Below are 13,558 nucleotides of genomic sequence, written 5' to 3' on the forward strand. Positions count from 1 at the left end.
CCTCCGCCCGGCCTGCCGGGGCGTTACTCGGGTCCGCCCGGGGCGAGCACCTCGCGCGTGCCGTTGCGGCCCATCGGCGAGACAAGCCCCGCCGCTTCCATCTGCTCGATCAGCCGTGCGGCACGGTTGTAGCCGATGCGCAGCTGGCGCTGCACGGCGGAAATCGACGCCCGCCGCGAGTTGAGCACGAACGAGGCCGCGTCGTCGTACAGCGGGTCGGATTCGCCCTCGCCGCCGGTCTCGCCAAACAGGTCGGTGGCGCCTTCCGGCGTGTCGCCGGCCAGGATGGCTTCATCATAGTCAGGCTCGCCGAACTGCTTCCAGTGCTCCACCACCCGGTGCACCTCGTCGTCCGCCACGAACGCGCCATGCACGCGCTGCGGGTAGCCGGTGCCGGGCGGCAGGAACAGCATGTCGCCCTGCCCCAGCAGGCTTTCGGCGCCCATCTGGTCGAGAATGGTCCGCGAATCGATCTTCGACGACACCTGGAACGCCACGCGCGTCGGGATATTGGCCTTGATCAGGCCCGTGATGACGTCCACGGACGGCCGCTGCGTGGCCAGGATCAGATGGATACCGGCGGCGCGCGCCTTCTGCGCCAGTCGGGCGATCAGTTCCTCGATCTTCTTGCCGGCCACCATCATCAGGTCGGCCAGTTCGTCGATTACCACCACGATGAGCGGTAGCGTGGACAGCGGCTCGGGCGCGTCCGGCGTCAGCGAGAACGGGTTGCGCACCTTCTCGCCGGCCGCCTCGGCCGCGCGGATCTTCTGGTTGTAGCCGGCCAGATTGCGCACGCCGAGCGCGGACATCAGCCGATAACGCTTTTCCATCTCCCCCACGCACCAGTTCAGCGCGTGCGCGGCCTGCTTCATGTCCGTGACCACGGGCGCCAGCAGGTGCGGAATGCCCTCGTACACGGACAGTTCGAGCATCTTGGGGTCGATCATGATCAGGCGCACGTCTTCCGGCGTGGCCTTGTACAGCATCGACAGGATCATCGCGTTGACCGCGACGGACTTGCCCGAGCCGGTGGTACCGGCCACCAGCAGGTGCGGCGCGCGGGCGAGGTCGGTCACCACGGGGTTGCCGGTGATGTCCTTGCCCATCGCCAGCACCAGCCGCGAGGCATGCGCCTGGAACGCCGCGCCGGCCACGATCTCGGACAGCCGGATCATCTGGCGCTTGGCATTGGGCAGCTCCAGCCCCATGCAGGTCTTGCCGGGAATGGTTTCCACCACGCGGATCGACGTCACGCCGAGCGCGCGCGCGAGGTCCTTCATCAGCCCCACCACCTGTGCACCACGCACGCCCATGGCCGGATCCACCTCGAAGCGCGTGATGACCGGCCCGGCGCTGGCGCCGACCACCGACACCGGCACCTTGAACTCGGCCAGACGCTGGGCGATCAGTTCGCCCGTTTCGCGCAGATGTTCTTCGGACACTTCCTCGCCGTTCTCGACGGCCGCTTCGAGCAGACTGGCGCTCGGGAGGCGGTAATCCACGATACGGGGCGGCGGCGGGGTGACCGGGGCGGGGGTTGCTACAGGCGCAGCGGCCGGCGTCAGCGGCACGGTCCGGCCGACCACCGCAGGCAGCACGATGCGCGGCTTGGGCGCGGGCTGGACCAGCGTGTTGGCGTCGAACGCGGGCGGGACGTCGTCGCTGGTGTCGTCGCTTGCATCGTCTTCCGATGCCTCGGCGGCGGCTGGTGACGGCGTGGGCGCTTCGATGACGAAATCGGCCGATGCCACGGCGTCCGCCACGGAGAACGTGGGTTCGGGTTCCGGCTCTGGCTCGGGTTGGGGTTCAGCGATGGGCTCCGGTGCGGCTTCCGGCTCGGCAAGCACTGCCGCCACGGGCTCTTCCACCGCTTCTGGCTCGGCAACGGGCGTTTCTGCCACTGTTTCTGCCACTGCATGGGGCGCCACTTCCTGCCCTGCCCGGCCCGCCAGCGCGCGCAGTTCGGCCAGCAGTTCCAAGGCCTCCTGGCGGATCGCGGCCATCGTCACGGGTGCGTCGGGTGTCGCGGGGACGGCGGCAGGCGCGGGGGTATCCACGGTATCCACTGTGGCGAGATCGTCGATCCCGTTCACGATCGCTTCCGCGCGTGCCACGACTTCTGGCTCCATCGGCATCGTCGCCGTGACGGCGGGCGGCTCCATGACGGCCACGTCGGACGGGGCCGCCGCCACCGCCGCCGCTACCGTCGCAGCCTGTGCGGCTTCCGGCAGCGTGGTGATGGCCGAGCGCAGGCCCAACGCGGGATTGCGGAACGGGCTGCTCACCACCGTCGCGCGCGGCGCGGCGGGCTTTTGTGGCGCAGGGGTGGGAGCGGGGTTGGGTACACCGGCCCGGGCCGGCGACACCGGCGCCGGCTTCGCGGCTGGCGGCGGCATCACGGGCGCCGGTTTGGCGGGCGCGGCCTTCACAGCGCCGGGCGAATCGGCGTGATGCAGCCAGATCTCGCCCGGTTGCGGCGGCGACTGGCGCGTGCGCGGGGGCGGCTGCCATGCGGGCTGCTTGCGTGCGGAGACGGCTTCGATCTGCTTGGTGCGCGGGGGCGTGGGGCTCCAGCCGGCGGCGCTATGGGTAGGCAGGGACGTGGTTTCCCAACGGTCCAGCCCCTCGCGGCCAGCGGCCATCGACGGCGACGCTGCCGCGCCAGCGAATGCGCCGGCATCGGACCGGGACTCGGGTCGTGCGGCGGGACGTGCCGGCTGACGCGGCGCATCTTCCTGCGCGCGCGGCTTGCGCAGCAGGAACAGGCTGCGCCACGTTTCGCCAAAGACCATCGGTGCGGCCAGCCCTAGCACGGCCAGCATCATCAGCAGCGCGCCGGTCCAGCCCAGCAGGTTCGACGCCAGCCCCGCCAGCGCGTGCCCCACGGCGCCGCCGGCGCCCTCGCCTTCGGCCGCCGTCAGGGACTCCAGCGTGGCGCTGGCGCCCAGCACCAGCAGCGTACCCAGCCACACCCGCAGCGAGCCACGACCAAACGGCCGGCGGTCGCCGGCGAGCGCGCGCGTTGCTGTGCGCCATGCCAGCGGCAACAGCCAGAAGGTCGACAATCCGAACCAGCCCAGACCCATGATGAATATGAAAACGTCAAAACTACGGGCAGCGATTGTAGCGGGTCTGAGCGCCCCGGATGGCGCCAATCCCGGCCAATTGCCAAAAATCAGAGGATTCTCTGACTCTGCATGACCAGCGACGACGCGGGAGTACCATCGCCGCAACGTTCTTCTCTCCTCCCCCTCTCCGTATGACCTCGCCGATTTCCACGCTGCGCATTCTTCTGGTGGAAGACCACGCATTCCAGCGCGCGGTGGCCGCCGACATGCTGCGCGCACTCGGCGCGACGCAGATCGTGGAAGCCGACGATGGCGCGACCGCGTTGGACCGGCTCACCGCGCAATCGTTCGACGTGGTGTTCTGCGACATCGCGATGCCCCGGCTCAACGGCCCGGGCCTGATGGCCGAGCTGGCGCGGCGCGGGGATCGGGCTTTCGCGGCCACGGCACCGGCCTGGGTCTGGATGACCGCGCAGGATGCCGACATCCTCGATTCGCACCAGCGTCTGGCCGAAGCGCTCGGCCTGCGTGCGGTACACGCGCTGCGCAAACCGCTGGAGCAGGCCGAGTTGGCTGGCATCCTGGCCGAGGCGGCCCGGGGCGATGGCGCGCGGCCGGACGCGGCGACGCCCGACGATGCCACCCTGCTCGCCGCCGTGCCCGATGGCCTCCACATCGTGCTCCAGCCGCAGTTCGCCCTCGCCACGGCCGGCTGGCGGGGGCCGAGGCGCTGTGCCGCTGGCGCCATCCCACGCTGGGCAACGTGCCGCCGGACCGTTTCATCGCCCGGCTGGAAATGCTCGACGCCGCCGACCCCATCCTCTTTATGGCGATTGATGCCTGCGTGGCCATGCATCGGCGCCTGCGCGCAGCCGGGCTGGAGATCGTGCTGGGCGTCAACGCCTCGGCGCGCACGCTTTGCCGGCCGGAGACGCTGCCGAGGCTGGACGCGATGGTCGCCGCCGCCGGCCTGCCCCGCCGGCAACTGGTGATCGAACTGACCGAGGAATTCCCGGTGCCGGACACCGTGGCGCTGTCCGTGGCGCTCAACCAGTTGCGGCTGCTGGGCTATGGCGTGGCGATCGACGACTTCGGCGTGGGCATCGCCACGTTGAAATTACTCGCGGATCTGCCATTCACGCAGATCAAGCTGGATCGCTCGTTCGTCAAACATGTGGATGGGGACGACCAGCGTACGGCGATCTGCCGGCACGTGATTGCGCTGGCGCGCGACCTGGGGCGCGAATGCGTGGCGGAAGGCGTGGAAACGGTGTCGCAGCGCGCGGCGCTGGCGTCGCTTGGCTGCGATCTGGGACAGGGCTATCTGTGGTCGGCCCCGCTGGCGCCGGACGATTTCCTCGCCGCGGCGCCGGCATGGGCCGGCCTTACGGCGCCGCCCGGAACGGATATTTCGCGAAAATCTGAGTGACGACGGCGTCCAGCGCCGGCTGGCTGTCCTGCGGATCCACGCGGCTCGCATCGCCCTGCGCCACGCCCTCCCAGACCAACTGGTTCTTCCGGGCATCGACCAGATCGATATTGAGCGTGCCTTCTGTATACACGTAGGTGTCGTTGTAGAAGCCGTAGCCCGGCCACGGCCCGTACATGCCGCCGCGATAGGCGTAGTAACCCATGTAGCCGGGCGGCGGCATCGGCGCCGGGTCGCTGACCACCTTCTGGCGCAGCCGCGCGTTGAAGTTGACGAGCAGGTCCGGCGACTGCTGGGTATACCGATAGCCGCGCGCCGTCATTTCGCGCTGGACCGCCGTCTTCAGATATTGCGTGGTCAGGCTCTCGTAGCCCTGTCGGTCGGTGCCGGGCCGGGCGACGAAGCCAAAGGTGCGATAGGCGGAGAAGTCCGCCGTGCGGTTGTAGTCGGTGCGGATATCCGGGCCGGTGGCGCAGCCGGCGAGTGCGGCAAGCGCCGCAGCGCCGAATACGCCCCGGGCGCGGCTCACGATCTGGGTCGGGAGATGGGTGCGCATGATGTCAGTTCCACTTGCCGTCGACGCCGCCCACGCTGAGGCGGCCCGCGCCCAGCAGCGCCACGGCGATGGCGCTGGCCAGGAACATGCCCTGCAACTCCAGCTCCCAGCCGCCGTTCTTGTTGATCATATTGAGCTGGCCCGCATGCACCAGCGCCAGCGCGAAGATCATGTTGATGGCCACGATCAGCGCCGCCGGCCGCGTCCATAGGCCGATGATCAGCAGGATGGGCGCCACCACCTCGCCGATATAGACCCCGTAGGCCACATAGGAAGGCAGCCCGGCCTGGGTCACCGTCTGGATGACGAAGCCGGGTCCCGCCATCAGCTTGGCAATGCCGTGGAGCAGGATCAACACGCCCAACACGATCCGGATAACGGCCTTGCCCAGGTCCTGCGAACCTTGCGTGCGACTCATTGCTGCGCCTCCTTGCCCTTGGTTTGGAAACGGGGGTACGGCCCCCGCCCTCCGGGGCGCCGCACAAGTACCTTAGTGTGTACCGGCGTGAAGGTAAAGGCGCAATGCCCAGATGGCGAGGTCAGGGCTGGGGCTCGTCCTTCGGGGGCGAAAGCATGGTCGAAGACGGGGCCAACGGCGGAGGCGCCGCGAAAGGCGGCGCCGCGTGCATCGGCATGACGCCCGTCGTCATCATGCCCACCCGGCGGGCGGTCTCGGGCAGTACCTCGGCCAGGAAATCGAGGAAGCGGCGCAGCGGCGGCGTCACGCCTTTGCGTGACGGAAACACCGCATGGAGGACGCCCATCGGCAAATCCCACTGGGGCAGGACGACTTCCATGTCGCCGCGCGCGATCTCGTCGCGGCAATACATGCCCGGCAGCATGGCCACGCCCACGCCGGCCAGCACGGCCTCGCGCAGCAGCGCGAATTCGTCGCAGACGAGCTTGGGGTCGTACTGGATATGGACGGATTCGCCGGCTTTGTCGAACAGCGTCCAGATGAACTTGCCATCGTGCGGCCGCTGGCCGACGCCGGGCATGCCTTCCAGCGCCTGCGGGGTGCGCGGGCGGCCGATGCTGTCCAGCAGCGCCGGGCTGGCCACCATCCGCAATTCGCCCTTGCCGAAGGTACGCACGGCGAGGCTGGAGTCCTCGAGCACGTCGCGCACGCGCAGGGCCAGGTCGTAGCCCTCGCCGATCACGTCCACGCGCCGGTTGGTGGCGTCGATTTCCAGCTTGATGCCGGGGTTGGCGCGCATGAAGCCGCCGATCCACGGGGCGAGCAGGATCTGGGCGATGGCCACCGGGCAGCTGATGCGCAGCGATCCTCCCGGCTGCTCGCGGGCATGTTCGATCACTTCCCGCGCGGCTTCGGCGGCCTGGAGCATGTCCCGGCAGCGGGCGTAGTACTGCTCGCCGAGTGGCGTTACGCGCACCTGACGTGTGGTCCGGCGCAGCAACTGGACGCCCAGGTCGCGCTCCAGCTGGGCAATGCGGCGGGAAAGCCGCGACTTCGGCACGCCGCTGGCGCGGCTCGCGGCCGAGAAGCTGCCGTGTTGTACCACCTGGGCGAACAGCGACAGGTCATTGAGGTCTTGCATCCGGGTCTCCGGTGAGGCGATGGCGGCGATTGGGGGCGTTGAGGACGCAGGTCGTTGCGAAGGTAGAACAATTATTTGCATTTTGCCTCACTACCGGCACCAATGCCCAGCCGCTATCTTTCATTCCATCCAACCGAACCCTAGTGGAGAAAGACATGAACATCCTGCAGATCGATTCCAGCGTCCTTGGTGACAACTCCGTTTCGCGCTCGCTGACCGCCAGCGTGGTGGCCGACCTGGTCGCCAAGAACCCCGGCGCCAAGGTGACCGTGCGTGACCTGGACCAGGACGCCCCGGCACACCTGACCGGCAACCTGCTGCCCGTGCTGGGCGGCCCGAAGGATGGCCTGAACGCCGTGCAGCAAGCCGAACTGGATCGCACCGAAGCCTGGCTGGCCGAACTGCTGGCTGCCGACGTCGTCGTGATTGGCGCACCGCAATACAACTTTGGCATCCCGAGCCAGCTCAAGGCGTGGATCGACCGCGTGGCACAAGCTGGCCGCACCTTCCGCTACACCGAAGCCGGCCCGGAAGGCCTGCTCAAGGGCAAGCGCGCCATCGTGGTGTCGTCCCGTGGTGGCGTACGCCAGAACGCCGACGCGCTGGATCTGCATGAAATCACCGTCGATACGGTCCTGCGCTTCCTGGGCATCGCCGACATCTCGATCGTGCGCGCCCACGGCCTGGCCATGGGCCCGGACAGCCGCGAAGCTGGCCTGAGCGCCGCCCGCACGGCCATCGCCGCGCTGAACGACGCCACCCGCGCCGCTGCCTGATCTGCTGCCAGAACTGCTTTCCGCTCCTCCGTGGTAACGGTGCCGCCTCCCTTGGCACCGGTTTTTCCTCCAGGCCGCGCCCTTCCGGGCGCGGCCCTTTTTTTGCGTCCGGGCCTTGCGGCGGTGCGTCACGCGTGCCGCCGGGTGTAGGCATCGGCCTACGGCCCGCCTCACCTTCCCCCGGCTCGCTCCGCCGGGCGAACGGGTCTATCATGGGTCGGATTCGGGTCGATTCCCATCGGCCTGCCGTCGCGTCGCATTCGAGTCGTCCCTGGGAGCCTGCATGACCTCTGCACTGTTGCCTGCCGCCGCCAATCATCCACCGCACGAGCCCGCCCTGCTCGGCCAGTACCGGCACGTGCGCGCCGCCACGGAAGCCATGGTGGCGGATATTTCCGACGCCGACTCAACCGTGCAATCCATGGACGACGCCAGTCCTGCCAAATGGCATCTGGCCCATACGACGTGGTTTTTCGAGGAATTCGTGCTCGCCGCGCGCATCCCGGACTACGAGCCGGTGGATCCGCAGTACCGCTACCTGTTCAACTCCTATTACGAGGCAGTCGGCGCGCGGCATCCGCGTCCGCGCCGGGGGCTGCTGACGCGGCCGTCGCTGGACGAGATCCTGGCCTATCGGGAAGCCGTGGACGAATCCATGCTCTCGCTGCTCACCGATGCCCAGACCGACGCGGAAGCCGCGCTGGTCACGCTCGGCCTCAATCACGAGCAACAGCATCAGGAACTGCTGCTGACCGACATCCTGCATCTGTTCGCCCAGAATCCGCTGCGTCCGGCATATGCGCCCGCGTTGACCGCGCCGGTCATCGCCGATCCGCGCCCGGCGCCGGAGTGGCTGAAGTTCTCGGGCGGCGTGGTGGCCATCGGCCATGCCGGCGATGACTTCGCGTTCGATTGCGAAACCCCGCGCCATAACGTGCTGCTGCAGCCGTATGCGCTGTCCTCGCATCCGGTCAGCAACCATCAATGGTTCGAATTCATCGAGGACGGCGGCTACCAGACGGCCGGGCTGTGGCTTTCCGATGGCTGGCGCTGGGTCTGCGACAACGCCATCCAGGCGCCGCTGTACTGGGAAGAGCGCGACGGCACGTGGTGGCAGATGACGCTGCGCGGCATGCAGCCGGTGGATGCGGACAGCCCAGTCACGCACGTGAGCTTCTTCGAGGCCGACGCCTTCGCGCGCTGGGCCGAGCGCCGGCTGCCGACCGAGGCCGAATGGGAGCACGCGGCGCGCAACCTATCGGCGACCGGCAATTTCGTGGAAGGCCGCACGCTGCGGCCGCTGCCGGATCGGCAGAACACCTCGGGAGCCTTGCGCCAGATGTTCGGCGATGTCTGGGAATGGACGGCCAGCGCCTTCCTGCCCTATCCCGGCTTCCGCCCGAGCGCGGGCGCGGTAGGCGAGTACAACGGCAAATTCATGAGCAGCCAGATGGTGCTGCGCGGCGGCTCATGCGTGACGCCGGAATCCCATATCCGGGCCAGCTATCGCAACTTCTTCTATCCGCACCAGCGCTGGCAGTTCACGGGCGTCCGGCTTGCGGACGATGTGTGATCCGCTGATTGGCTGACTAACTCACCGACCGACCGACCGACCGACCGACCGCATGCCCTGCCAGCCCGACTTTCGGTGGTGGGGCAAAATTTTGGCGGTTAATTGAAAAATTCAAGATTCGAAGAGGCCGATCGATGTTCTGATCAGCCCTCCTTCAGCCGACGCCAGAGCGTGGTGGCACTGATCCCAAGCTGGGCGCAGGCGGCCGTCCGATTGCCGCCGCATTCGGCCAGCACCCGGCGGATGTGCTCCGCCTGGCTCGCCTTGGCCACGCCGGCCAGCGAGCGGCTCTCTTCCGATGGCGCGGTCAGCATCGCCATCTCCATCTCCATCGGCACCCTTGGCGCCCCCTCGCCGTTCTCCGAAGAAAACAGCTCCGGCACGGCCGCCTGCAGCTCGCGCTGCAACGCCGCCGGCTGGAGTTCGGCGCCTGCCACCAGCACGGCAATCCGCTCCGTCACGTTCTCCAGCTCACGGATATTGCCGGGCCAGGCATAGCGGGTCAGGCGCTCCCGCACCGTCGCGGGCAGTCGCTGCGGGGCCTTGGTGCCGAGCCGCTCCTGCGCGCGCCGGTATAGCAGTTCGGCGAGATCGGGCAGATCGGCCACGCGCTCGCGCAGCGGCGGCATTTCAATGCGCAGGATGTTGAGCCGGTAGTAGAGATCCTGGCGGAAGGTGCCCTCACGCACCCGCGCGGCGAGGTCCCGGTGCGTGGCGGCAATCACGCGCACATTGATCGGCACGGCCTCGATGCCGCCAATCGGCAGCACCTGTTTTTCCTGGAGCACGCGCAGCAGCCGGGTTTGCAGCGCTGGCGGCATGTCGCCCACCTCGTCGAGAAACAACGTGCCGTTGTGGGCCGATTCGAACAAGCCCGCCTTGCCCCCGCGCCGGGCGCCGGTGAACGCGCCTTCCTCGTAGCCGAACAGTTCGGATTCGAGCAGCGACTCGGGAAACGCCGCGCAATTCACGGCAATGAACGGGAAAGCGCGGCGCGGACTGGCGTCGTGCATGCCCTGCGCCAGCACTTCCTTGCCGGTGCCGCTCTCGCCGCCAACCAGCACCGTGGAATCGACCAGCGCGTAGCGCCGCGCCAGCGCGCGCAGGTCGCTCATCGCCGGGGAGGCGCCGGCCAGGTCGTCCAGGCTGTAGCGCACCCCGGCCGGGCGGGCGCGGGCGCGCGAGCGCAGGTTGCGGTCGGCGCGATGGATGGCGTTGGCGTCCTGAATGGTCAGCACCGCGCCCGTGGTGCCGGCTTCCCCGACGATGGGAATGCGGTTGACCACCACCATGCGGTCGCCCAGCCGGTGGATGGCCTCCAGCTCGCGGGTGCCGCTTTCCATCACGGCGTCGAGCGCGAGGCCCGGCGCCAGCGTGGACAGCTTGCGCCCTACGGCCACGCCGGTCGGGGTGCCGAGGAACCGTTCCATGGCCGGATTGAACGCCTGCACGCGGCCTTCAGTGTCCACGGCGGCCACGCCTTCGTTCAGGTGGGCCAGGATCGTATTCACGTAGTCGCGCCGGGTGGATTCGATACGCCGCAGCCGCGCCGCCTCGATCGCATCTTCCAGCGCCAGCCGCACCGCATTGCCCGAATATAGGAAAACGCCCATCAAGCCGTATTTGTCGGCCAGGTCGGTCACCATGCCCGGCCCCACCACCACGCGGATGCCCTCTTCCTTGAGCGCCCGCACACGTGCCGTGGCGTCATCCTCGGTCAGATAGGTGTAGCGGGGGATGTCGAGCGAGAACGCGCGCACGAATTCGTCGACTTCGGCGTAGGTCGAGGCATGGGTGACCAGCGCCACCTTCGGCGAAATCCGACGCGCCGTGGCCAGCGCGCTCATCACGTCGAAGCCGGTCACCTTGACCAGCACCACGGGCACATCCACATGCTGGCGCAGATAGGCACCGTTGGAGCCGCCCGCCACCACCACATCGACGCGACCCTCCCGCACCTCGCGGTTGATGGCGCTGGCGGCGGCCTCGAAGGCCCGCCCGACGATGCGGAACTCCGCACGGGCCGCGTAGGCCGGGATCAATTCTGCGAAGGCGCGCGAGAGACGGCTGATGCCCATCGCCCAGATGCGGGGACGGCCGCCGGCCGGCATGGCGGGCGCGTGGAGGGGCGCGGAGGAAGGCAGGAGACTCATGATGGGAACGGCCGTGTAGACGGTTGCATTGTGCGCCGGATGGTTCGATCTTTCAATCCTGAACGACTTGCATTTCATATTTGAAATGTGAATGTGATGAAAGCGCCTATGTCGGACCTTATGCGATGATTGAGATTACCGGCGTAGATAGTTGTTTATTAACGATATCTATCTATCTGAACGGCCATCCAGGGAAGCCCGCCACCACATGGCACACCCCTTGCGCTCTATCTGGCCGCTCTCAATGCCATTCCAGAACACTCCAAGCACACGCCCATGACCTTTTCCGCCTCCGAACTCGCCCGCTCCGCCGGCGCCCGCTTCCGCCAGGCCCTGGCCGACGAAAGCCCGCTGCAGATTCCCGGCACCATCAACGCCAACCACGCGCTGCTGGCCAAGCGCGCGGGCTATCGCGCCATCTACCTGTCCGGTGGCGGCGTGGCCGCGGGCTCGCTCGGCCTGCCTGACCTGGGCATTTCCAACCTGGATGACGTACTGACCGACATCCGCCGCATCACCGACGTCTGCGACACCCCGCTGCTGGTGGACGTGGATACCGGCTTCGGCGCTTCCGCCTTCAACGTGGCCCGCACCACGCGCTCGCTGATCAAGTTCGGCGCCGCCGCGATGCACATCGAGGACCAGGTTGGCGCCAAGCGCTGCGGCCACCGTCCGGGCAAGGAAATCGTCACCCAGGGCGAAATGGTCGATCGCATCAAGGCCGCCGTCGACGCCCGCACGGACGAGAACTTCGTCATCATGGCCCGCACCGACGCGCTGGCCGTGGAAGGCCTCGACAAGGCCATCGAACGTGCCGTGGCCTGCGCGGAAGCCGGCGCCGACGCCATCTTCCCCGAAGCCATGACCGACCTCGACATGTACCGCCGTTTCGTCGATGCCGTGCGCGTGCCGGTGCTGGCCAACCTGACCGAGTTCGGCGCCACCCCGTATTTCACGCTCGACGATCTGCGCAGCGTGGGCGTGGCGATGTCGCTCTACCCGCTCTCCGCCTTCCGCGCCATGAACAAGGCCGCCGAGAACGTGTACGAGGCCATCCGCCGCGACGGCACCCAGAAGAACGTCGTCAGCACCATGCAGACCCGCGCCGAACTGTACGAGCGCATCGGCTACCATGATTACGAGCAGAAGCTCGACGCGCTGTTCGCGCAGGGCAAGGCCAAGTAAGCCAGCCCGCCCGACACCATCCGCCTCGATCTACAACGATCTGCACCCATCAGTACCCATCAGCACCCAGACCAACAAGGAGACCCACAATGTCCGAAGCTCAACCGCTCGCCACGCCCAAGCCCAAGAAGTCCGTCGCCCTGTCCGGCGTGACCGCGGGGAATACCGCGCTTTGCACCGTGGGCCGCAGCGGCAATGACCTGCACTATCGCGGCTACGACATCCTGGACATCGCCGATACCTGCGAATTCGAGGAAATCGCCCACCTGCTGGTGCACGGCAAGCTGCCGACCAAGGCCGAACTGGCCGCCTACAAGGCCAAGCTGAAGTCCCTGCGCGGCCTGCCCGCCAACGTCAAGGCGGCGCTGGAATGGGTCCCGGCCAGCGCCCACCCGATGGATGTGATGCGCACGGGCGTGTCGGTCCTCGGCAACGTGCTGCCCGAGAAGGACGACCACAACACGCCGGGCGCGCGTGATATCGCCGACCAGCTGATGGCCAGCCTCGGCTCGATGCTGCTGTACTGGTACCACTACAGCCACAACGGCCGCCGCATCGAGGTGGAAACGGACGATGACTCCATCGGCGCCCACTTCCTGCACCTGCTGCACGGCAAGGCGCCGTCCAAGCTGTGGGAACGCGCGATGCAAACGTCGCTGATCCTCTACGCGGAGCACGAGTTCAACGCCTCCACCTTCACCGCGCGCGTGATCGCCGGTACGGGTTCGGACATGCATTCGTCGATCTGTGGCGCCATCGGCGCGCTGCGCGGCCCGAAGCATGGCGGCGCCAATGAAGTGGCGTTCGAGATCCAGAAGCGCTACGACACCCCGGACGAAGCCGAGGCCGACGTGCGCCGCCGCGTGGAGAACAAGGAAGTCGTGATCGGCTTTGGCCACCCGGTGTACACCACGGGCGACCCGCGCAACCAGGTGATCAAGGAAGTGGCGCGCAAGCTGTCGAAGGACGCCGGCTCGACCAAGATGTTCAGCATCGCCGAGCGCCTGGAAACGGTGATGTGGGATGCCAAGAAGATGTTCCCGAACCTCGACTGGTTCAGCGCCGTGAGCTACCACATGATGGGCGTGCCGACGGCGATGTTCACGCCGCTGTTCGTCATCGCCCGCACCTCGGGCTGGGCCGCGCACATCATCGAGCAGCGGATCGACAACAAGATCATCCGCCCGAGCGCCAACTACACGGGGCCCGAGAACCTCAAGTTCGTGCCGATCGAGAAGCGCTGACCGGTGCCGCGC

10 protein-coding genes and 1 pseudogene are annotated in these 13,558 nt (G+C 67.8%); 6 read left to right on the forward strand and 5 right to left on the reverse strand.

What is annotated here, in order from left to right:
* Positions 1-23 precede the first annotated feature (23 nt).
* Complete coding sequence (locus AC1DFU_RS16270; protein WP_092297774.1) at positions 24-3,089, reverse strand: FtsK/SpoIIIE family DNA translocase; 3,066 nt, start codon at positions 3,087-3,089, stop codon at positions 24-26.
* Positions 3,090-3,337: 248 nt separating this feature from the next.
* Between AC1DFU_RS16270 and AC1DFU_RS16275 the strand changes: the two are divergent.
* Positions 3,338-3,589: pseudogene (locus tag AC1DFU_RS16275) on the forward strand (response regulator); the annotation flags it as partial.
* Positions 3,590-3,801: 212 nt separating this feature from the next.
* The gene (locus tag AC1DFU_RS16280; protein ID WP_477159869.1) at positions 3,802-4,500 is read left to right on the forward strand and encodes an EAL domain-containing protein; all 699 of its coding nucleotides are present in this window, start codon (positions 3,802-3,804) and stop codon (positions 4,498-4,500) included.
* On the opposite strand, the gene AC1DFU_RS16285 is transcribed toward AC1DFU_RS16280, so the two are convergent.
* The 3 genes from AC1DFU_RS16285 to AC1DFU_RS16295 all read right to left on the reverse strand — a co-directional run bounded on the left by AC1DFU_RS16285 (position 4,457) and on the right by AC1DFU_RS16295 (position 6,615).
* The gene (locus AC1DFU_RS16285; RefSeq protein ID WP_441590842.1) at positions 4,457-5,056 is read right to left on the reverse strand and encodes a DUF4136 domain-containing protein; all 600 of its coding nucleotides are present in this window, start codon (positions 5,054-5,056) and stop codon (positions 4,457-4,459) included. The genes AC1DFU_RS16280 and AC1DFU_RS16285 overlap by 44 nt on opposite strands.
* Before the next feature lie 4 nt (positions 5,057-5,060).
* Positions 5,061-5,474, reverse strand: coding sequence for a DoxX family protein (locus tag AC1DFU_RS16290; protein ID WP_092297765.1), 414 nt, complete (start codon positions 5,472-5,474; stop codon positions 5,061-5,063).
* A gap of 121 nt (positions 5,475-5,595) precedes the next feature.
* Entirely contained in the window at positions 5,596-6,615 is a 1,020-nt protein-coding gene (locus tag AC1DFU_RS16295; protein WP_092297762.1) for a LysR substrate-binding domain-containing protein, read from the reverse strand.
* Positions 6,616-6,770: 155 nt separating this feature from the next.
* On the opposite strand from AC1DFU_RS16295, the gene AC1DFU_RS16300 reads away from it, so the two are divergent.
* The gene (locus tag AC1DFU_RS16300; protein WP_092297759.1) at positions 6,771-7,391 is read left to right on the forward strand and encodes an FMN-dependent NADH-azoreductase; all 621 of its coding nucleotides are present in this window, start codon (positions 6,771-6,773) and stop codon (positions 7,389-7,391) included.
* Between the two features lie 283 nt (positions 7,392-7,674).
* On the forward strand, positions 7,675-8,964 hold the full coding sequence (gene egtB, locus AC1DFU_RS16305; protein ID WP_092297757.1) for an ergothioneine biosynthesis protein EgtB: 1,290 nt from the start codon (positions 7,675-7,677) through the stop codon (positions 8,962-8,964).
* A 143-nt stretch (positions 8,965-9,107) separates the two neighbouring features.
* Here egtB and prpR read toward each other — a convergent pair whose 3' ends face one another.
* A complete protein-coding gene (gene prpR, locus AC1DFU_RS16310) occupies positions 9,108-11,042 on the reverse strand; it encodes a propionate catabolism operon regulatory protein PrpR (RefSeq protein WP_369823506.1) in 1,935 nt (644 codons plus the stop codon).
* Positions 11,043-11,393: 351 nt separating this feature from the next.
* On the opposite strand from prpR, the gene prpB reads away from it, so the two are divergent.
* Positions 11,394-12,302 carry a methylisocitrate lyase gene (prpB, locus tag AC1DFU_RS16315; RefSeq protein WP_441590839.1) on the forward strand — a complete coding sequence of 303 codons (909 nt, stop codon included), beginning with the start codon at positions 11,394-11,396 and terminating at the stop codon, positions 12,300-12,302.
* An 89-nt stretch (positions 12,303-12,391) separates the two neighbouring features.
* A complete protein-coding gene (gene prpC, locus AC1DFU_RS16320) occupies positions 12,392-13,546 on the forward strand; it encodes a bifunctional 2-methylcitrate synthase/citrate synthase (RefSeq protein WP_092297748.1) in 1,155 nt (384 codons plus the stop codon).
* The last annotated feature ends 12 nt before the right edge of the window (positions 13,547-13,558 follow it).

Source organism: Cupriavidus sp. 10L45 (assembly GCF_056395225.1).